At 62.3% G+C, this 18,831-nt stretch carries 19 protein-coding genes and 1 pseudogene; 9 read left to right on the plus strand and 11 right to left on the minus strand.

Annotated elements, in window-relative coordinates; all coding sequences use genetic code 11:
* Together Y707_RS31530 and Y707_RS0113840 are read right to left on the minus strand one after the other, a co-directional pair.
* A pseudogene (locus tag Y707_RS31530) lies at positions 1–210 on the minus strand (cellulose synthase); the annotation flags it as partial.
* Positions 207–1,337: a SpoIIE family protein phosphatase gene (locus Y707_RS0113840; RefSeq protein ID WP_026535517.1), complete on the minus strand. Its 1,131-nt coding sequence runs from the start codon at positions 1,335–1,337 to the stop codon at positions 207–209. The gene Y707_RS0113840 and the pseudogene Y707_RS31530, both read right to left, overlap by 4 nt.
* Positions 1,338–1,407: 70 nt before the next feature.
* On the opposite strand from Y707_RS0113840, the gene Y707_RS0113845 reads away from it, so the two are divergent.
* Positions 1,408–3,078: a sensor histidine kinase gene (locus Y707_RS0113845; RefSeq protein WP_081744880.1), complete on the plus strand. Its 1,671-nt coding sequence runs from the start codon at positions 1,408–1,410 to the stop codon at positions 3,076–3,078.
* 70 nt (positions 3,079–3,148) lie between these two features.
* Here the strand turns inward: Y707_RS0113845 and Y707_RS26160 are convergent, their stop codons facing one another.
* Both Y707_RS26160 and Y707_RS0113855 read right to left on the minus strand, forming a co-directional pair.
* Positions 3,149–3,430 (minus strand): hypothetical protein, encoded by a 282-nt coding sequence (locus Y707_RS26160; protein WP_035781795.1) that lies wholly within the window; start codon positions 3,428–3,430, stop codon positions 3,149–3,151.
* A 122-nt stretch (positions 3,431–3,552) separates the two neighbouring features.
* Complete coding sequence (locus tag Y707_RS0113855) at positions 3,553–3,840, minus strand: YrhK family protein (protein ID WP_026535519.1); 288 nt, start codon at positions 3,838–3,840, stop codon at positions 3,553–3,555.
* A gap of 144 nt (positions 3,841–3,984) precedes the next feature.
* Here Y707_RS0113855 and Y707_RS0113860 point away from each other — a divergent pair, with 144 nt between their 5' ends.
* Positions 3,985–4,179: a DUF1918 domain-containing protein gene (locus Y707_RS0113860; RefSeq protein WP_026535520.1), complete on the plus strand. Its 195-nt coding sequence runs from the start codon at positions 3,985–3,987 to the stop codon at positions 4,177–4,179.
* A gap of 85 nt (positions 4,180–4,264) precedes the next feature.
* Here Y707_RS0113860 and Y707_RS0113865 read toward each other — a convergent pair whose 3' ends face one another.
* Together Y707_RS0113865 and Y707_RS0113870 are read right to left on the minus strand one after the other, a co-directional pair.
* Entirely contained in the window at positions 4,265–5,374 is a 1,110-nt protein-coding gene (locus tag Y707_RS0113865) for an LLM class flavin-dependent oxidoreductase (protein ID WP_026535521.1), read from the minus strand.
* A gap of 185 nt (positions 5,375–5,559) precedes the next feature.
* Positions 5,560–6,558, minus strand: a complete 999-nt coding sequence (locus Y707_RS0113870) for a pirin family protein (RefSeq protein ID WP_026535522.1) — start codon at positions 6,556–6,558, stop codon at positions 5,560–5,562.
* Between the two features lie 375 nt (positions 6,559–6,933).
* Between Y707_RS0113870 and Y707_RS0113875 the strand changes: the two genes are divergently transcribed.
* From Y707_RS0113875 to Y707_RS0113885, 3 genes are all read left to right on the plus strand, one after another.
* A complete protein-coding gene (locus Y707_RS0113875; protein WP_026535523.1) occupies positions 6,934–8,754 on the plus strand; it encodes a calcineurin-like phosphoesterase C-terminal domain-containing protein in 1,821 nt (606 codons plus the stop codon).
* A 114-nt stretch (positions 8,755–8,868) separates the two neighbouring features.
* Positions 8,869–9,126, plus strand: a complete 258-nt coding sequence (locus Y707_RS0113880; RefSeq protein ID WP_216699258.1) for a hypothetical protein — start codon at positions 8,869–8,871, stop codon at positions 9,124–9,126.
* Positions 9,123–9,401 (plus strand): type II toxin-antitoxin system RelE family toxin, encoded by a 279-nt coding sequence (locus tag Y707_RS0113885; protein WP_026535525.1) that lies wholly within the window; start codon positions 9,123–9,125, stop codon positions 9,399–9,401. Before Y707_RS0113880 ends, Y707_RS0113885 begins: the two co-directional genes overlap by 4 nt.
* Before the next feature lie 22 nt (positions 9,402–9,423).
* On the opposite strand, the gene Y707_RS0113890 is transcribed toward Y707_RS0113885, so the two are convergent.
* Complete coding sequence (locus Y707_RS0113890; RefSeq protein WP_026535526.1) at positions 9,424–10,353, minus strand: NADP-dependent oxidoreductase; 930 nt, start codon at positions 10,351–10,353, stop codon at positions 9,424–9,426.
* A gap of 69 nt (positions 10,354–10,422) precedes the next feature.
* Positions 10,423–10,992: an ArsR/SmtB family transcription factor gene (locus tag Y707_RS0113895; RefSeq protein WP_081744884.1), complete on the minus strand. Its 570-nt coding sequence runs from the start codon at positions 10,990–10,992 to the stop codon at positions 10,423–10,425.
* A 74-nt stretch (positions 10,993–11,066) separates the two neighbouring features.
* On the opposite strand from Y707_RS0113895, the gene Y707_RS0113900 reads away from it, so the two are divergent.
* The 3 genes from Y707_RS0113900 to Y707_RS0113910 all read left to right on the plus strand — a co-directional run bounded on the left by Y707_RS0113900 (position 11,067) and on the right by Y707_RS0113910 (position 14,338).
* The gene (locus Y707_RS0113900; RefSeq protein ID WP_051442020.1) at positions 11,067–12,326 is read left to right on the plus strand and encodes an MFS transporter; all 1,260 of its coding nucleotides are present in this window, start codon (positions 11,067–11,069) and stop codon (positions 12,324–12,326) included.
* A 46-nt stretch (positions 12,327–12,372) separates the two neighbouring features.
* Positions 12,373–13,092 (plus strand): YqjF family protein, encoded by a 720-nt coding sequence (locus Y707_RS0113905; RefSeq protein ID WP_026535529.1) that lies wholly within the window; start codon positions 12,373–12,375, stop codon positions 13,090–13,092.
* A 97-nt stretch (positions 13,093–13,189) separates the two neighbouring features.
* Entirely contained in the window at positions 13,190–14,338 is a 1,149-nt protein-coding gene (locus Y707_RS0113910) for a M14 family zinc carboxypeptidase (protein ID WP_026535530.1), read from the plus strand.
* Positions 14,339–14,417: 79 nt separating this feature from the next.
* Here the strand turns inward: Y707_RS0113910 and Y707_RS26165 are convergent, their stop codons facing one another.
* From Y707_RS26165 to Y707_RS0113925, 3 genes are all read right to left on the minus strand, one after another.
* On the minus strand, positions 14,418–15,626 hold the full coding sequence (locus Y707_RS26165; protein WP_035781796.1) for an MFS transporter: 1,209 nt from the start codon (positions 15,624–15,626) through the stop codon (positions 14,418–14,420).
* A gap of 197 nt (positions 15,627–15,823) precedes the next feature.
* On the minus strand, positions 15,824–16,918 hold the full coding sequence (locus Y707_RS0113920; RefSeq protein ID WP_026535531.1) for a tartrate dehydrogenase: 1,095 nt from the start codon (positions 16,916–16,918) through the stop codon (positions 15,824–15,826).
* A gap of 72 nt (positions 16,919–16,990) precedes the next feature.
* A complete protein-coding gene (locus Y707_RS0113925) occupies positions 16,991–17,887 on the minus strand; it encodes a LysR family transcriptional regulator (protein ID WP_026535532.1) in 897 nt (298 codons plus the stop codon).
* A gap of 151 nt (positions 17,888–18,038) precedes the next feature.
* On the opposite strand from Y707_RS0113925, the gene Y707_RS26170 reads away from it, so the two are divergent.
* On the plus strand, positions 18,039–18,831 hold a 793-nt coding region (locus tag Y707_RS26170; RefSeq protein WP_216699259.1), incomplete at its 3' end, for a GntT/GntP/DsdX family permease.

The following is an 18,831-nucleotide window of genomic DNA, read 5'->3' on the forward strand; positions in this document are numbered from 1 at the left end:
TGGCGGCGGAGGCGCATCGCGGTACTTGACCCGCCAGACCGTGAGGCCGAAAAGTCCGACGTCGATCAGACTGTAGGTCTCGGCCACGATCAGCGGGACGGCGATCCACCAGGCCGACCAGTTGAGCGATTCCAGCCACCGCCAGGCGATGTAATTGACGCCAAGAATAACCGTTAGAACGACCAGCAGGCGGACGAGGAACAGGTTCATCTGTCCGGCCCCGGAGCCAGGCCTCCCACGACCGGGCTGCGGCGGACCACCACTGCTGTGACGTCGTCGGTAATGCCTTCGCCGTGGGCAAGTTCCAGGATGGCGTCGGAGGCGTCCTGTGCTTTTTCGCGGGCGTCGACGACGGCGGCAACCGCTGCCATCGCGGCCTCCACCGAGTCGAAAGCATCCAGCAGGCCATCGCTGACAACCACCATTGCGTCTCCGGGCGCCAGTACGATGCTCCCTGAGGTCCAAACCGCACCCGGCACGGCGCCCACGGGTGGTCCGCCCGACGACAACCGGCTCAATCCGCCGTCGTGGACGTGCATCGCGAGCCCGTGGCCAGCGTCGACATAGCCCATCGTGCCGCAGTCCGCGTTCAGCCGCGCGTGGAAAACGGTCGCGAAGGAACCGGCCTGCTCAAGGTCCTTTTCCAGGATGCCTCCGGCGGCGTTGAAGGCGGTATCCAAATCTGTGTGTTTGATCGAGGTGCGAAGCACCGCCCGCACCGTGGCGGCTATCAGCGCGGCACCCATTCCTTTACCCATGGCGTCGGCCACGGTCAGCTGGAGTCCCTCCTCGGTGGCATTCCAGTCGAAGAAGTCCCCGCCGACATTGCGGGCCGGGCGGCATCCGCCACCGATCTCATAGCCATCGAGCAGGACGGCGGCACCGGGCAGCAGACTGCGCTGGACCTCGGCGGCATGTTCGCGTTCCTGCGCGCCCGAGGCCGCCTCGGGCTCGGGGGAGCGGGGACGGCGGAACAGGGCGGAGATTCTCGCCTGCAATTCGCGGGGGCTGAAGGGTTTGCTGATGTAATCGTCCGCGCCGGTTTCCAGGCCATTCAGGCGGTCGATCTCGTCCACCCGGGCGGTGATCATCAGAACGTAAGCATCGGAAAGTTCACGAACCTTCCGGCAGACTTCGATTCCGTCCATGTCCGGCAGATTCAGGTCGAGCGTTATGAGGTTCATCGCCCCAGCCTGCACCAGTTCCAGACCTTCGGCGCCGGTCTCGGCCTCGAAGGCAGTAAATCCCTGAGCTGTGACAATCTGGACGAGCAGGTCACGGATGTCCTTATTGTCCTCAACAATGAGCGCGCGGCGCCTGCTATGAGCATGAACCATGTTCTTATTAAGACTGTCATCTGCCGATTTGTCACATCAGTCACACTGTACTAACCACTAAACCAGAACTATGGAGTCCGCTGTCGTGGATAAAGTTCTCGATTTTCTGACCTTCAACAGGGTCAAGTTCCACAACCTTTCCCTGCGGGGCCGGGTGGTCATGAGCCAACTGCCGCTCTCGGCGACGATGCTGGTCCTGTTCATCGGCACAATCATTTTCCATGCCCCGCTGCTGGCAGAGCCCTTGTTCCGGCTCAGCCTCTTGACCGGCGTCGTTCTGCTGCTGGCCTGCTTTGCGATTCCGTGGGACAGGCTGCCCTATCCGTCCTTCCTGATCATTCCCTTGCTGGATTTCATCCCGATTGGGCTGATGCGCGAAGGTGCTGGAGACGTGCTGACCGGGATCGGGATGCTGGCCGTCTTCCCCGTCATCTGGCTGGCAGCCTCCGGACAGTTCCCCCGGCTCAGTGTCCTGGTAGGTGCGGTGGCTACGCTGCTGATGGTGTGGATACCGGTATTTGCCAGTGGTGATCCGGTAAACCTGGCCGCGCTTACCGGACCGATACTCATTCCCTTCATGATGCTGGCGATCGGCATAACCGTTCACGTCATGACGGCAAGCATGATGGAACAACAGCGTGTGGTGGAAAGCAAGGACGCCGAGCTGCGCGGACTTCTGGAAGCCAGCGGCCGGCGCGAACGCCTCCTGAAAACCGTCGTGGACACCGTCGACGTCGGCGTGCTGGCTATCGATGAGAACGGGAACGACGTCCTGATGAACCGGAGGCAGCACCAGATCCACAGGATCGGTGTGCCGAACGGACTGGCAGACGCCGCCGAAGCCGACCTGGTGCTCTTTACAGACGGCGGGTCGTTGCCGCTGCCCGCCGAAGCCCGCCCGGCGGTTCGGGCCATCCGGGGAGAGACCTTCTCCGACTTCCTCATTTGGATCGGTCAACCGCCGCAGCAGCGGGTACTCTCGACGTCGGCGCAATCCATGAGCGACAGCACCGGCCGGCGCGAAGGATCCGTCCTGGCCTTTAACGACGTCACCGACCTGGTGTCTGCCCTGAACGCCAAGGACGACTTCCTCTCCAACGTCTCCCACGAACTGCGCACACCTTTGACGTCGATTCATGGATACGCGGAACTGCTCACCATGACCGACGATCTGCCGCCGAATGTCATCGCAGGTCTGGACGTCATCCGGCGGAATTCAGATCAGCTGCTCAAGATTGTTAACGACCTGTTGAACACTGCAACGGGGTATGCGGAGCTTCAACCGGCTCGAGCCGACTTAGCCAGGCTGATTCATCAGGCAGTCGCAGCGGCCGAGCCCCGGGCCGCCGTCGCCAAGATCCAGATTCTCATCAACACCCCGGCGAAGCTCGACGTCGAATGCGATCCTGGACGGATCCGCCAGGTCCTGGACAACCTGCTCTCCAACGCGATCAAGTATTCGTCCTCCGGAGCCACCGTCAAAGTCCATGGCAGCGCACAAAACGGGACCGTTCGGTGTCAAGTCGTTGACAACGGAATGGGCATGAACGCAGCGGACAGCAAGGACGTTTTCGCCCGGTTCTTCCGCAGCAGCGCGGCGCGCAAGAGCGCAATTCCAGGCCTCGGACTGGGGCTGGCCCTCTCAAAGGACATTATCGAGCGGCACGGTGGAACCCTGACCTGCACCAGCACGCTCGGCGAAGGCAGCGCATTCACGTTCACGCTGCCCGCCAACAGCTGACACCAACTGGATCAGCACATGCGGAAGGCGGCTCCCGGAGGAGCCGCCTCAAGCTGGATGGTGGCGGTAGTTACCTGGGCGGAGGCGGGGTTTCGCCGCCCCGCTGGCCCTCATCACCTCTCGGGCCTGGCCCTTCGCCAGCCCTTGGGTCCGGGTTTTCGACGCCGGCAGCTCCACCGCCGAAACGCTTATCCTGTTGTCCATCGACGAACTTATTGACCTTCTCGCCGTGCTTGCCCAGCTTGCTGCCGTGCTGCTTCTGGGCTTTATCGATAGTTTCGTTGATCTTGCCGTGATTCTCTTTGTTGCCCAGATAATCCTTGGCCTTTTTGGCGATGTTTCCTAATCCCATGGTGTCCTCACTTTCTTGCTGACACCTGGCACACCGGGAGGCGAACCAGCGGCACACTTGTGCCTGCAATTTTTACCTTGGCACAGCGGTCAATATGTGTCCAGTGGCCGGAAGCCGACGTCTCAGTAGTACTGCGAGCCGCTGTCGTCGCGGCGTCCAAGGCGCTTGAGGTGGATCTTCCGCGCCATCCGGATGATCGGGCGCAGCAGGAAGTCGATACTGCCGAGGACGAATAACGTCACTGCCCAAAATTCCAGCGGTTTGAAATAAAACAGGATGCTGCCGGCGAAGAAGAAGATGCCGATCAGTACGTCGTTGGCGATTGACAACGTTTCGTACTTGTTGTTGATGACCAGCTCTTCGTTGCCGATATCGATTTGGACAGGCGGGTCGTTATCCTGATTTGCCATTGCCGCCTCCTTCCGTTGTCAGGGCACCGGCGTGCCCAATCGTGCCTTCAGCAGGGATGGTAAGTCTACTTTTGGTTTACCACACTACGACCCATTCCGCTTTAGCGCGGGGTCTCGTATGGTGGTTCTGAGGAGGTGTTTGCCATGGAGGCACAACCAGGCGACCGCATCATCATCCGCGGCACCACCGTCGATTCGGCGGACAAGCACGGGGAAATTACGGAGGTCCGAGGGGACAACGGACATCCCCCGTATGCGGTCCGGTACGACGACGGCCACGAAACCATCATCTATCCCGGCGGCGACTTCGTCCTCGAGAAGAATTCGTCGGTCCACTAGGGGAGTCCGCTTCCGATGGACCGCTGCTGACAACGACGTCGAATCCCTTTCCTGAAGCGATTCGGCGTCGTTGACAGCGGCTGGATTACGCCGCCGTCGTACCGGCTTCGACGGCGGACGCTGCGCCGCGTGCTGCCACGCGGTTCGCGTGGGTCGGAGCTTCCGGATGGTCGGCCGGCGCCCGCGAAGCGAGTTCCTTGCGCAGTTCCGGAAGGACGTATTCGCCGAACAGGTCCAGCTGCTCCAGCACGGTTTTCAGTGGCAGGCCGGCGTGGTCGATGAGGAAGAGCTGGCGCTGGTAGTTGCCGAAGTACTTCTGGAAGGTCAGGGTCTTCTCCAGCACTTCCTGCGGTGAACCGACCGTCAGCGGGGTCTGTGCGGTGAAGTCCTCCATGGTCGGGCCGTGGCCGTAGACCGGGGCGTTGTCGAAGTACGGGCGGAACTCGTCGACGGCGGCCTGCGAGTTCTTCCGCATGAAGAACTGCCCGCCCAGTCCGACGATCGCTTGGTCTGCCCGGCCGTGGCCGTAGTGCTCGTAGCGCTCGCGGTAGAGGCCGATCAACTGCTGGTAGTGCTCCTTGGGCCAGAAAATATTGTTCGCGAAGAACCCGTCACCGTAGTAGGCGGCCAGCTCCGCGATCTGCGGGGTGCGGATGGAGCCGTGCCAGACGAACGGTGCGACGCCATCGAGCGGGCGCGGCGTGGAGGTGAACCGCTGCAGCGGCGTGCGGAACTTACCCTCCCAGTTCACTACGTCTTCGTCCCAGAGCCGGCGGAGCAAGTTGTAGTTCTCGATGGTCAGTTCGAGGGAATCCTGGCCGTTCTTGCCGAACCACGGGTAGACCGGGGCGGTATTGCCGCGCCCAAGAACCAGGTCCACGCGGCCGTCGGAGAGGTTCTGCAGCATGGCGAAATCTTCGGCGATCTTGACCGGATCATTGGTGGTGATCAGCGTCGTCGCGGTGGAGAGGATAATCCGCTTGGTCTGCGCGGCGATGTACGCGAGCGTCGTGGTGGGTGAGGATGAAAAGAAGGGCGGGTTGTGGTGCTCGCCAATGGCGAAGACGTCCATTCCGATCTCCTCGACCTTCTTCGCAATGGCGACCGAGGCCTGAATCCGCTCGTACTCGGACGGTGTCTTGCCGGTCGTGGGATCTGCGGTGATGTCGCTGACACTGAATACGCCGAACTGCATGGTGTTCCTCCTGTTATGCGCTTCCTTTATATGCATTTGCATGTAATAGCGTCCGGGAAGGTCAGGACATTCCTTCAGGGAGGGTGAGGTGCACCACGTCAAGAATGACGACGACGGGACGCGCTGGTCACGTCGCTGGTAGTCGTGCCTCGATGATGACGACGGCGGACCAGAGGCGGCGGGCGTCAGCCCCTGGGGCGGATCCGCACGTTCGGCAGGACGGGGGCCGGCAGTGCTGCCGGTTCCCCTTCGGGGAAAGTGCCGAACCGCGGATGCCCGAGTGCGTCGACTCGTTCTTCCGGGGTGCCGTCGACTCCGATCTCCGTCTGCCACTGCGCCCGGTACTCGACGACTTCTTCATGGCTGCGGCCGACGAAGTTCCACCACATCACGATTTGCTCACCCATAGGCTCTCCGCCGATGAGCATCGCCCGTACCGGCTCACCGCCGGCAGCCAAGGTGAGGGACGAGCGCCCGACCGGCAGGTAAGCGAGGTGATCCTTCGGGACAGCATGCTGGTCCACCTCTGGTGCTCCCGTATCCACCAGCACGCCGTGTTCGAAAGACGGATCCGTCTCAACCGTCATTGTCGCGCCGGCCTCCAGCAGGATTTCCGCTCCGAGCAGGGGTATGTGAGTGATGATCGGCGAAGTGGACCCGGACAGTGACCCCATGAATACCCGCATGGTCCAGCCGTCCCCGGTCACCGGTTCGGGGCGGTAGTGCTCGAAGGTGGGTTCCATCTGCCGGACTCTGTCCGGCAGGGCCAGCCACAACTGCGCACCGTGCAGGACATCCGTCTCCGGAGTGGAAAACTCTGAATGGCTGATGCCCCGCCCGGCGGTCATCAGGTTCACCTCTCCGGGCGCCACCATGGCGTGGTAGCCGGCAGAGTCCCGGTGCTCGACCTCCCCGGTGAACAACCAGCTGACGGTCTGTAGTCCGGTATGCGGATGCCGGGGCACACGCATGCCGCCGGTATCACCGACCCGGTCCGGACCGTAATGATCCAGGAAGCACCACGCGCCAATCAGGCTGCGCTGGCGCTGGGGGAGCGTGCGGCGCACATCCATGGCCCTCGGCCCGCCGAGCGGAACATCCCTCGGAACCAGAACTTCCAAGCCATCCTGATTGTCCTCGGTTTCGCACAGTATTTCCCGAGGGGCTACTTCGATATTGCTCATGTACCGTCCGTTAGGTTCATTTCCGCGAGCCGGGGTCTTCATCCCCAATGTGCCCCGGTGCCGCATTGTGGAAGATCCCCCATTTGAAAGTACGAGTGTGGATTGGAATGGCGCCGACCCCGGTTGTTTCCCCTCAACCGCTGATGATCTGCTGCCAGTCATCGGTGTATCTGCGCTTAGGTAATAGTTATAGCAGTCGGCACCGACATTCAGCCGTTCACGGCCCCGTGCCCGGCTATTCATCACGAGTTCGGCAGATGCTACCGGCTGCTTCCAACCCCGCTTACCTCCCGGTCGATCGCTGTACACCTGTGCCTGCGACGGTGTCCTTGGCGCGTCAAAAGGGCCGCCACTTCACTCATCCGGAGGTACAGCTTGAACCCCATAGCCAGACCGTCCAGAGCACGACCTGCCCGACCCATTTACCTGACCGCCGGCACGCTGGCGCTCACCTTCGCAGGTACGCTGCTTGCCCCTGCCGCTACAGCGCAACCGGAAACTGCCCCGGCCGACGGCGATTGGTCGGCCACCGCCTACCGTGGCGGGGTCGACGTCGTCGAGGGGCCGGACGACGACCAGCAGACTCTCGACGGTACAGTCTTCGACGACAAAGATCGGGACTCCGTGCAGGATCCCAACGAGCGTGGCCTTGGCGGTGTGACGGTTTCCAATGGCCGCGAGACCGTGACGACCGACAGCCAGGGACGCTATGAACTGCCGGCCTTCGAGAACATGACCGTCTTCGTCACCCAGCCCCGTGGCTACCAGGTGCCGGTCGACGACGCCAACGCCGCCCAGTTCTTCTACCACCACCTGCCGGAGGGCTCGCCGGATCTGCGCTACGGCGGCATCGCGCCGACTGGTGCGCTGCCGGATGCGGTGAACTTTCCGCTCGCCAAGAGCGCGCTGACCCAGTCGCCGGAGCAGCACTGCCTGATCGGCGGTGACATCCAGACCTACAACCAGGAGCAGGTGGGATTCGCCGCCCGTGGCGCTTTCGCCGACCTGGCGGCCCGCACAGACTACGCCGGATGTGGGGCACTGTTCATTGGCGACGTCGTCGGCGATAATCTTTCGCTGTACCCGCAGACCCGCGAACTGACCAGCATGCTCAATGGCCCCGCCCGTTTCCTGCCGGGCAACCACGACATGGACTTCGACGCCGCCACCAGCGAGCACGCGTTCGATACGTTCCGTGCCAAGCTCGGTCCCGAGTACTACTCCTACAACGCCGGCAAGGCACACGTCGTCGCGCTGAATACAGTGGATTATCCAATGCCGGGCGGCGGCTACAACGGTGCCGTGGACGCCAAGCAGCTCGAATGGCTCCGTAACGATATCGCCCAGGTGCCGGAAAACCGGTTGATCGTCCTGGCCACCCATATCCCACTGCTCGATTTTGCCGACCAGGGGATGGCACAGCACCAGGTGGACCAGGTCAAGGAGATCTACGAAATCCTCGAAGGCCGTGAGGTCGTGGCCCTGGGCGGCCATACCCACAGCATCGAGAACCTGCGGGAAGGCGACTCGCTGGCAGGCTGGTCCGAACTGTTCGGCGTCGAAGGTCTGCCGTTCACCCACATCACGGCCGGAGCCATCTCCGGCGACTGGTACTCAGGCCGGATGCTGCCCGAAGGCTACCCCAAGGCAGTACAGCGCGACGGCGCCCTGCCCGGCGTCCTCACCCTGGACATCATGAACACCAAGTTCCAAGAGCGCTTCACAGTCCGCGGCCAGGACGAATCGCTGCAGATGGCACTTGGCCTGAACACTCCGCGCTACCGCGCCTGGTACGCGGAGAACATAGATAACCAAGGCTCCGCTCCGGAATTCGCCAATCCGATGAGTGTCAGCCAGGAAGCTCTGGCCAACGACACCTGGCTGACAACCAACTTCTGGATGGGAAGCACCGGATCAACAGTCGAAGTGGAGCTCGACGGCGGCCAGACAGTTGAGGCGGTCCGGACCCAGAAGATGCAGGGCGAGGGTCAGCTGATCGGCGCCGAGTGGTCCGATCCGGTGGCCATCCAGGAACAGCTGGTCCACGGCGGCGGCCCCGCCGACCGGATGATGCACCTGTGGCGGCTGGAGCTGCCCAACGACCTGGCTGTCGGCGAGCACACCGCCGAGGTCACTGCCACCGATGTTTACGGCCGGGAGTACACCGACACTGTCACCTTCGAGGTCACCGAGTAGCCCGACGTCGGACTCCTTGATGCAACCGGTGCCGGTATCCGCACAGCCACTTGGTCCGCGGGTGCCGGCGCCGTAACATGGTATTTATATGGTTCATATTGATACCATGATGGTATGGCTATGACGTTGCGGCTTCCCGCAGAGCTGGAAGATGAACTCCGGATCGCTGCAGAGGAAGATCACAGAAGTGCACACCAGACTGTTGTCCGGGCGGTTGAGCTCTATCTCGCTGCTCGGGAAACAGAGGAGGTCAGAGCGGATCCCGACACGCTGCGTGGGCTGGCTGACGCGCGCGCGGCGGTACGTGTGGGCGATGTTGTCTATGGTCCTGAGGCCGTGCAGAAGCTGGTGAATGGTTCCCGTGCTTCATGAGCGCACCCTATGAATTGGGGACTGCTGCTCCCGCCCGCCGTGCGCTCGGCGAGCGCATATCGCCGGATGTAGCTTCGGCGGCCGCGGAATTCATTACCGGTCCACTGCTCGAGAACCCGCAAAGGGTCGGGAAGCGTTTGCTAGGGGAGCTTGCCGGCGTATACAGCGCCCGGCTTGGGAGGGACTGGCGCGTCCTATACGAGATCCACGAAGAACAACATACGGTGATTGTGCTCGATATCCGGCCGCGTTCCAACGCCTACCGGGCTCGTTAACCAGCTGGCGCAGCGTTCAACCTCAGAAAGTGAGGACGATCCGGCCGCGGACGCCGCCTGCTTCCAGTCGCCGGTGCGCCTCCGGCGCCTGGTCGGCAGGCAGCGTTGCCGCCACTCGAGGGGTCAGCACTCCGTCCTCCGCCAGTTCACGGATCCGGTCCAGCTTGTTCCCGGAATGGTACTCATCGAACACGGAGGCCTGGTGCAGAGCGATGCCTCGACCGGGACGCCCGTCCCACCCGCGCACAATGGCCATGGCGCCGTCGTCGTGAATTGCGGGGGCTGCCTGGTCCCGTTGCAACGCGGCATCGGCAAGGCCATCGACGCCGTCGGGCACAATTTTACGGATGTGGCTGGCAACGTCTTCTCCACGCGGGACTATATGGCCCGGTCCCAGGGACGCGACGAGGTCGCGGTCCTTATCGGCGGCGTCGGCAATCACCACCAGTCCAGTATGCTTGGCCAGCTGCACGAGGTAGTTGCCCAACATTCCGGCAGCGCCGGTGACCGCGAGCGTCTGCCCGGGCTGCAGGTCGAGCTTCTCCAGAATCTGAGTCGCCGTCAAAGCGTTCATAGGCAGCGTCGCGGCGGTAGTGAAATCCATGCCGGCGGGGATGCGGGCCATCGAGGCGTCGTCGCCAATCAGATACTCGACATACGCGCCCTGATGCTCGCCGAACGGCAGGGCAATGGCCATTACTTCGTCGCCGACCTGCCACTTGCTGCCTTCGCCGATCTCGTCGATCACTCCGGCCGCGTCCATTCCCGGAATGTACGGCGGCTGGCGGTCTCCGGTTCCGCGGATGCCCGAGCGGACCACTGTGTCGGTGGGATTCACCGCAGCGGCCGCGACCTTGATCCGTGCCTCGCCAGGACCGGGATGCGGCTCCGGAAGCTCGACGACGGTGAGGGCGTCCGGCCCTCCAAACTCTGTGACACCAATAACCTTCATACCCGCGCCAACCAGCAGCGGGCGCCGGCTATTCCTGCACCGTTGCCGATGGACGTTCGGAGCGGGAGGCTAATCGCGCAGCCGGTGGAGGACATAGATGCCGCCGTGGACGGGCTGGTCCTGCCGGTCCTGGTCGGTAGCGACATACTCGTCCAATACGGCGACGATCCGCCGGTCCAGCTCCTCGGCGTCTTCTGCCGAGAGATGCAGTGCGAACCGGGAGAAGGTTTGGATTGACTCTGGTCCGGCTTCACGCAACTCATCGCCAAATGCCTCGATGGGTGACAGCGAGGCATCCGGGTCAGCATCGTCGAGCGAAGTGCTCAGCCACCACGAGCGGTTGGTGGACCGGTACGGCTTCTCCAACGCTCCGCTCTCGCCGGTGCGTACGGACACCTGTTGCAGGAAGTCCGCCTTGACCAGTTGGCGGACGTGGTAGAGCACCGTGCCCGGGTCCTGCTCCAGCCGAGTGGCAAGTTCCTTGTTGGTCAGATCGTGCAGGGCGCACAACCGCAGAATCCGCAGCCGCAGCGGGTGAGCCAGCGCCTTGGCCTCCTCGACGGTTGCCGGACGGCGCATTGGAACGGCTTCAATCGATGCGCCGGGTGAGTCTGCAGTATCCGGAGAGCGTGCCGTCATGGGAACCATCATAATCCAAAATGGAAGATTACCAATCGATTGAGTAATCTACATCGATGTGAGATTCTAAATGCATGACCGGGGAATCCATCGATGAATCCACCTCATCGGTACACGCTGCCGGGCGGCTGGGCGCTCCCTACTGGCGGCTCTGGGGTGCGTCCGGTCTCTCCAACCTGGCGGACGGGATCCTCAAGGTCGCCTTGCCGCTGGTTGCCATTCAATTCACCCAGTCACCATCGTTGATTGCGGGCTTGGCATTTGCCCTCACACTTCCATGGCTGGTGTTCGCATTGCCCGCCGGCGCGCTCGCCGATCGGTTCGACCGGCGGCGGATCATGCTCGGCTCGAATGCGTTGCGTGCCCTCATGCTCGGGCTCCTGGTGGCCGCCGTCGTCGTCAACCTTGGTTCTATCTGGGTGCTGTACGCAGTAGCGCTGGGTATGGGAATTGCTGAGACCCTGTACGACACCTCGGCGCAGTCAATCCTGCCGCAACTTGTCGACCGCAATCAGCTCTCGCGCGCCAACGGGCGGCTCTATGCCGCCGAACTGACGGCCAACCAGTTCGTCGGGCCGCCGTTGGGAGGACTGCTGGCGGCAGCCGGAGCCGCAGCAGCGTTCGCGACGCCGGCCGGCTTATGGGTGTGTGCGCTCGGCGTCCTGCTGCTGGTGCGGGGCAATTTCCGGATTGCCCGTGATGAACCGACGACGATGCGCGCCGACATCGCAGAAGGACTGCGTTTCCTGGCGGGCCACCGGATTCTGCGGACCATGGCTGTGATGACCGGCGGCTTCAACTTCGCGTCGACCGCAGCTTTCGCGGTGCTGGTGCTCTTCGCCGTCGGCCCCACCTCGGCGATGGGTTTGTCCGAAGCAGCCTTCGGGGTTCTGCTGACCACCACCGCGGCGGGGAGCCTGGTTGGATCCTTCATCGCGGAAAGGGTTGAGCAGCGCCTCGGCCGTTCACGCTCCCTGACCCTGACCATTCTGGCTGGCGCCCCGCTGATTGGAGCGCCGGCACTGACCAGCAACCCATACATCATTGGCGCGACCTTCTTTATCGGAGGCATTTCGATAATTCTCGCCAACGTCATTATGGTTTCGTTGCGCCAGCGGATCACACCGGACCGACTGCTGGGACGCATCAACAGCGGCTACCGGCTCGTGGCCTGGGGGACTATGCCACTCGGTGCCGCGGTTGGTGGTCTGCTGGCGGAACTATTCGGCCTGCAGATCATGTTCGGCATCATGGGGCTGCTGGTGCTGGGATTGCTCGCGCTGATGCCGATCCTGAATGACAAGGCCCTGGACGACGCCGAACTGGACGGCTAGTTGCTTCCGCACTGGCGTTTTTCCGTAGTGGTAGGCTCTGCCCACCATGACTGAATTCTGGCCTGATGCGCCGCCGTTGCCTAAGCCCACCATCATGGATCAAAGCTGGACTGATGCGGTCTTTCTCCACTGGCGGCTCCCCACAGGCACCTCCACAGCGCTGCTTCCCGCCGGGGTGGAACCGGACATCTACGACGGCAGCGAATGGGTAGGTTTGATCGGCTTCCGTATGCGCCGCGCCGGTTTAGGAACTCTGGGGCCAGTACCTTACTTTGGCAACTTCAACGAGATCAATGTCCGCTTGTACTCACGGGAGCCGGACGGAACGCGGGGAGTGGTATTCAAGACCCTCGATGCCTCCAGGCTGGCGGTCGTTCTTGCTGCCCGCGCCGCCGGCATCCCGTACGTGTGGTCGCGGTGCGGCTACGTCCAGGAGGGAGCCGCGGAACACGGATTCACCGTTCAACGACGCCGGGACGCAGCGGCGACGTCGTTCGCAGTGGCTGCGGATACGGGACGCGTTGCCAACGACCCGCTGTCGGTCTTCCTCACCGCCCGGTTCGGGCTGCACAGCCGGTTCCGCGACCAGACGTACTTCATACCCAATGCCCATACGCCGTGGCCGCTTCATCCCGCCCGGCTGACCGAGCTCAACGACAGCTTGCTCGAAGTTGCCGGCATCGACGTCGAAGGCCCTCCCGAATCCGTGCTCTACTCGCCCGGCGTACGCACCCAATTCGGCCGGCCACGAAAGCTGCCGCGTTGAAAGTGCGGATTCGACTGTATAGCTTGGGAGAACCTGTGCGTGAAGTACTTCACAATGAAGCGCAGGTTTGTACACACCACTCACTGGAGGTCTCCGCTTGAAATCCAAGGAACAACACCGCGTCCACAGAACGAAATCGCTGGCGCTGGGCGCAGTATCTTTATTGGCGCTGCCGTTGTTGGCAACTGCGCCCGCACAGGCAGATGCCAACTTCCCGTCCCCCGAGGGAAACACCAACACTGCAAGCATCCAGACCTACGACGGCATGATCGATGCTTTGAACAAACTGGAAGGCAATGGCCGCTACGACGTCGACGTCTTCACGTTGGAAGAGGCCGGCACCAAGGTCAACAAGAGCGAACAGGGCCGCGATCTGTATGTGGCCACTGTCGGTACCGGCGAGGAGGACGTCTGGATCCAGGGCCGTATTCACGGCAATGAGCCATACGGGACAGAGTCGATCCTCACGCTGCTGAACAACCTGGGCAACAACGGTTCAAAGACGTACCAGCAGATCCGGGACGCCTACACCATCCACTTCATCCCGATGTACAACCCGGACGGCAGCGAGAAGAACATCCGCCACACCATCACTGAAGATGGCACGCGGGTCGACCTGAACCGCGGCTGGGTAGAGGGCGGCTTCAAGGCCAGTGAATCACTCGCATTCTACGAGTACTGGACCATGGTCGATCCTGACTTCGGTATCGATATCCACCACCAGGGCCTGAAGCAGGAGGCAGGAACCGGCGACGACGTCACGCTCTCCCTTGGCATCTCTCTGGCACCCGGCGGTCCGACTCTGCCGTACCTTGAGGGTGGCGCCTACGACGTTCTGACCCGGCAGATGCAGGGCTACGTGTATCAGGAACTGTCGAAGTACGGCTTCATCAACATGGACCGTTACCAGGTGGGTGAGGACAACAACCTGGAAATCGACATCAAGGGCGGTGTCGTTTCCGCAATGATGCTGGGCCTGAACTACCAGGGCCTGAACGAAGAGGGACACAGCAACCCGGTGGTCTTCTTCGAAACCTCGGGCAACTCCTCCGACTACAGCCTGGGGCAGAAGGCCCGTGGCAAGAGCATTCGCCAGAACGTCCTGGCCATGGAAGAACTGTTGCTCGGCATGGCGACCGGCGAAGTCCAAGAAGTCGATCCGGCCGCTTGGGACGACATCCCGCACTACCCAACGATCGGCTACGCCACCGACTACGGCGACGGGTTCATCCCCGTAGAGCCGTAGCCACATTTACGATGAGTGGGGCAGCAGTGCCAAAAACGGCAGCGCTGCCCCACTCGTTACTGGACGCGCTGTGACCGTGTCAGGCGGACCGTTCGGCAACCTGCCGTGATCTGAGGATCACGCGCCGACCGATGCGGATGATGATGGCTGAGACTATTGCTGCGCCGGCGGCAGCTATCCAGGCGGTTCCGTAGGAGGTTGCCTGAACCAGAAAGCCAAACAGCAGGGGGCCAGCGGCACCACCAAACGCGACGCCTGTCTGTATTACCCCGGTAGCAGATGCCGCGGCTCTGCGGTTGTCACGGACGACGGCGAAATGGACCAAACCTGGCCACGTCCAACCGGCACCATAGGCAAGAAGGGACCCGGCGATGAACCAGAGACCTTCCCCCACGGCCAGAAGCAAAAATCCTGCTGCACCGCCAAGGAGCAGGTTGGCCACCAGGAGGTATGGGCTACGACCGGTGCCGCGGTCCATCAGCGCGCCGAGGGTGATCCGGATCAGCAGGCCGATAAGGGCGGAGACGGCGAACATCAGGCCGGCAGCAGTGGGGGAGAGGCCAGCCTGGACGGCGGAGTCAATAAGGAAGATTCCCAGTGAAGTGGCCGCTGCTGAAGCGATACCCACACCGATGGTGATAACCACCAGTCCGGTCCGTGGGGTTCCCCTGTCAGGTGCTGAACCGTCGTCGTCCGATACTCGCTGAGACCCATTGCCACGCGTCAACGCCGCCCAGACGACCAGCAACGCAGCGGCGATGGCTGCGAAAAGCAGTACCCATCGCCAGCCCAGAATCAGTGCGATTCCTGGCACGGCGAGGCCAGAGAGCAGCGTTGCTGTCGGCACGGCTGTTTGTTTGATGCCTAAAGCCAGGCCAAGGTGGGAAGGCCCGACGGCGGTGGAGACGCCAAGGTTCGCGGCAGGTTGTGCCATGGCGTTGCCAACCCCGCCGACGATCAACGCAAGGTAAAGCAAGGGTAAGGAAGGTGCCCAGGCGACGCCAAGCAGGGCGATCATCGCGAGAATCGAAGCATTGATGATGCCCCAAGCGGTGCCACGCCTCTGGACAAGGGCACCCATCGACGTCGACAGTATTGCGGTGACGCCAAAGAGGATTGCCGCACCGGCACCGATTTCTGCGGGACCTATGTCCAAGTCGTCGCGTATTTGAACGGCCAAGGCGCCGACCAGATATGCAGGTAATACGCCCAGCGTCGTCGAAGAGATAGCCTGCAACAATGTGACAGATGTGCTCCGCTTGGTTCCGGGGATGTTGCGGGACGCCATTAGTTGAGGATCTGTCCTGTCAGTTAGCGCAGTTCTGGTTTACCAAGTATCACACCGATGCAGGTTTACAGACGTGTGATGTCGACTCCTGAAATTTCCTATTCCCGATGAGTGAGGCAGCAGTGCCAAAACGGCGCTGCTGCCTCACCCGTCACAGGACGCGCTGCTATAAGGAGCATCGCTCAAGGTTCAACCTCTCACCGGCCAACCTCGGCGGCCACCTTGGAGATGTCCTCTGCAATGGCGGCGCCCAAATCGCTGGTGCTGCCCGTGCCGCCGATATCCGGGGTCAGCACGCCGCCGCCCCGTGCCAGCACGCGTTCCATGGACGTCACGATCCCAGCCGCTGCTTCCGTCTCTCCCAAGTGTTCCAACATCATCGATGCGCTCCAGATCTGCCCGATCGGGTTCGCGATCCCTTTGCCAGCGATGTCCGGGGCGGATCCGTGCACCGGTTCAAACAAACTGGGGAAATGCCGCTCCGGGTTGATGTTGGCACTGGGGGCAACACCAATGGTGCCGGTGCATGCCGGTCCCAGGTCGGACAGGATGTCGCCAAAGAGATTGCTGGCGACGACGACGTCGAACCAGTCAGGGTGCAGGACAAAGTTGGCGGCCAGGATGTCGATATGGAATTTGTCGACGTCGATTCCGGGGTATCCCTGTGCCATCTCTTTGACCCGCTCATCCCAGTACGGCATGGAGATGGAGATACCGTTGCTCTTCGTGGCCGAGGTCAGGTGCTTCTTGGGCCGGGTTTGCGCCAGATCGAAGGCGAACTTCAGGATGCGGTCGACGCCGATTCGGGTCATCACGGTCTCCTGCATCACGGTTTCCCGGGCGGTGCCCTCAAAGATTTTGCCGCCGATGCTGGAGTATTCCCCTTCGGTGTTCTCCCGCACTACATAGAAGTCGACGTCGCCGGCAACCCGGTTCGCCAGCGGGCTGGTGATCCCTTCCAGCAGCTTTACCGGCCGCAGGTTCACGTACTGATCGAAATGCCGGCGGAACTGGAGCAAGCTGCCCCACAGCGAAACGTGGTCCGGGACAACGTCGGGCCACCCCACTGCACCGAAGAAGATGGCGTCGAACGGCTTGAGCGTGTCGAACCAGTTGGTCGGCAGCATCTTGCCGTGCTCGATGTAGTAGTCGGCGCTGGCGAAATCGAACTCCTCGGCCTCCAACTTGAAGTCAAACGCCGATGCGGCGGCTTGAAGTACGCGTTCGCCCTCGGGCATTACTTCCTTGCCGATGCCGTCACCGGGGATCATTGCAATGCGGTGTGTAGTCATAGCTCTATCTCACTGGACAGCGGGCGGCGCCGTCCAAGACCGGTCACCTAGGGGAACGATTGGTTCCGCCTATCAGTCCGGCGTGCTGTCGGCAGAGATGCTCGTCGTGGTGAGGAAGGCTTCCGCGGCAGGGCTGAGCTGTCCGGTTGGGTGAAGCAGGCACACATGCAGGTCCTCGTCATAGTCCAGTTCCCGGACGACGGCACCGGCCGACCGGGCCAGATGCTGCCAGGATTCGCTGAGCACGGCAGCTCCGACTCCATTGAGGACCAAGGGGAGCACTGCCTCCCGATGTTCAATTTCGACGACGGCGCGACTGCCCGGGGCAGCGGCCAGTATCCGGTCAGCGGCCCTGCGCATACCGGTTCCTTTCTGCCCCACAATCAGCCGCTGCCCGGTCAGCGACGCTGGGATCAGCGGATCGGCATCCGGTAGTTGAGTATCCGGGGCGGCGACCAGGATGAAACGCTGGGTCTCCACAGGCAGCACCACGATTCCATCCAGTGGAGGAATCGACCCGGGGAAGGCAACCAACCCGAGTTCGACGTCGGCGGTCCGCAGTTGGCTTTCAACCTCACCAGGCGTCCCAGCGGCACGGACGGAGACCTGCACCAGCGGGTATCGCCGGGAGAATTGGCTGATCATGTCCGAGAGCGGGCTCACGGCCTGCGATGGCATGGCCGCAAGCACGAGTCTGCCTGCCCGCAGTCCATCCACCGCTTCGACCTTTGCCCGGGCCAGCTCCAGCGACCGGATGACCTGGCGGGCCGGCTCGATGAGCTGTTCTCCCGACGGCGTCAATATCAGCCGGCGTCCCGTGCGGTGGAACAACGGACTGCCCAGATCCCGCTCCAGGCTCCGTAGGGTTTGCGACACGGAGGGCTGCGCCACAAAGAGTTCCTCGGCGGCACGGTGTACGGTGCCGTGGTCGACGATGGCCAGAAAGTACTGCAGCTGACGCGCATCCAAGGGGAATCCTCTCACCGGTAATAGGTAAACCCTATCGATAAATCAGGTAATGAGTCTTGGACAACGCGTACTGTCGGGACCTTGACTGGAGAGGTCGATGTGGCGATCGTCACGCGACAGCAATACCCAATACCACTCAAGGGAGAGTCCCATGGCCGAAAGCTGGCTCTTGATCCATACCGCGATCGCAATTTTGGGCACGGTCGTGATGATCGCCTGGGCGCGGGTACCTCCGCTCCTTGCATTGTTCATCGGCACCGCCTACCTGGGATTGGCTACCGGGATGGGGATGGAAGGCACCATGACAGCGGTGACCGACGGTTTCGGCAGTTTGATGGCCGAAATCGGTCTGCTCATCACTTTCGGCGTGATGATGGGGTCGATGTTGACGTCCACACACGCGCTGCAGCGACTGATCGAAGCGCTGTTCAAAGTCGCGAAACCGGGGCAGATCCCGTACGTCTTCGCCGTCTCCCTGACCACCCTCTTCACTTCAATTTATTCCGATGTGCTGCTGGTGTTGACTGCTCCACTGGCCAAGCGGATCGGACCGCGCATTGGTCCCAAGGGTCTGGCCATTATGGGTGGTGCACTGACCGCCGGTATCGAAGTCGGCCTGGTATTCGTGGTCCCCGGTGTTGGTGCGCTGGCCGTCGCCGGCCTGTTGGGCGTGCCGCTGGGCCAGATGCTGATCTTCGGGCTGCTGATCGGGTTGCCGACGTCGATATTGACCGTAGCGATTTTCAACTTGATGGCGCGGCGGATGCTGCGCTGGAACCCTGCCACTGATGAACTCGGTGAAGAGGTCCCGGAAGCGGTTGAGACGGAGAACGACGGCGGCACACAGCCGGGTGCCGGAGGCCGGGCTTCGAGCGGTTCCGGTTCCCAGCACGGTTCGACTGCGACTGAACCCGGGCACGGCGGGGTAGCCACGGCCACCAAAA

It is taken from the genome of Arthrobacter sp. H14, assembly GCF_000520495.1.
Classification (GTDB): domain Bacteria; phylum Actinomycetota; class Actinomycetes; order Actinomycetales; family Micrococcaceae; genus Arthrobacter_C.

Excerpts from the sequence above, each read along its gene's own strand:
- Y707_RS0113880 (WP_216699258.1), top strand. The coding sequence starts at position 8,869 with ATGGCTATGACGTTGCGGCTTCCCGCAGAGCTGGAAGATGAACTCCGG.
- Y707_RS0113870 (WP_026535522.1), bottom strand. The coding sequence starts at position 6,558 with ATGAGCAATATCGAAGTAGCCCCTCGGGAAATACTGTGCGAAACCGAG.
- Y707_RS0113890 (WP_026535526.1), bottom strand. The coding sequence starts at position 10,353 with ATGAAGGTTATTGGTGTCACAGAGTTTGGAGGGCCGGACGCCCTCACC.
- Y707_RS0113905 (WP_026535529.1), top strand. The coding sequence starts at position 12,373 with ATGACTGAATTCTGGCCTGATGCGCCGCCGTTGCCTAAGCCCACCATC.
- Y707_RS0113845 (WP_081744880.1), top strand. The coding sequence starts at position 1,408 with ATGGAGTCCGCTGTCGTGGATAAAGTTCTCGATTTTCTGACCTTCAAC.
- Y707_RS0113885 (WP_026535525.1), top strand. The coding sequence starts at position 9,123 with ATGAGCGCACCCTATGAATTGGGGACTGCTGCTCCCGCCCGCCGTGCG.
- Y707_RS0113865 (WP_026535521.1), bottom strand. The coding sequence starts at position 5,374 with ATGCAGTTCGGCGTATTCAGTGTCAGCGACATCACCGCAGATCCCACG.
- Y707_RS26165 (WP_035781796.1), bottom strand. The coding sequence starts at position 15,626 with ATGGCGTCCCGCAACATCCCCGGAACCAAGCGGAGCACATCTGTCACA.
- Y707_RS0113900 (WP_051442020.1), top strand. The coding sequence starts at position 11,067 with ATGACCGGGGAATCCATCGATGAATCCACCTCATCGGTACACGCTGCC.
- Y707_RS0113840 (WP_026535517.1), bottom strand. The coding sequence starts at position 1,337 with ATGGTTCATGCTCATAGCAGGCGCCGCGCGCTCATTGTTGAGGACAAT.
- Y707_RS0113860 (WP_026535520.1), top strand. The coding sequence starts at position 3,985 with ATGGAGGCACAACCAGGCGACCGCATCATCATCCGCGGCACCACCGTC.
- Y707_RS0113895 (WP_081744884.1), bottom strand. The coding sequence starts at position 10,992 with ATGACGGCACGCTCTCCGGATACTGCAGACTCACCCGGCGCATCGATT.
- Y707_RS0113855 (WP_026535519.1), bottom strand. The coding sequence starts at position 3,840 with ATGGCAAATCAGGATAACGACCCGCCTGTCCAAATCGATATCGGCAAC.
- Y707_RS26160 (WP_035781795.1), bottom strand. The coding sequence starts at position 3,430 with ATGGGATTAGGAAACATCGCCAAAAAGGCCAAGGATTATCTGGGCAAC.
- Y707_RS0113920 (WP_026535531.1), bottom strand. The coding sequence starts at position 16,918 with ATGACTACACACCGCATTGCAATGATCCCCGGTGACGGCATCGGCAAG.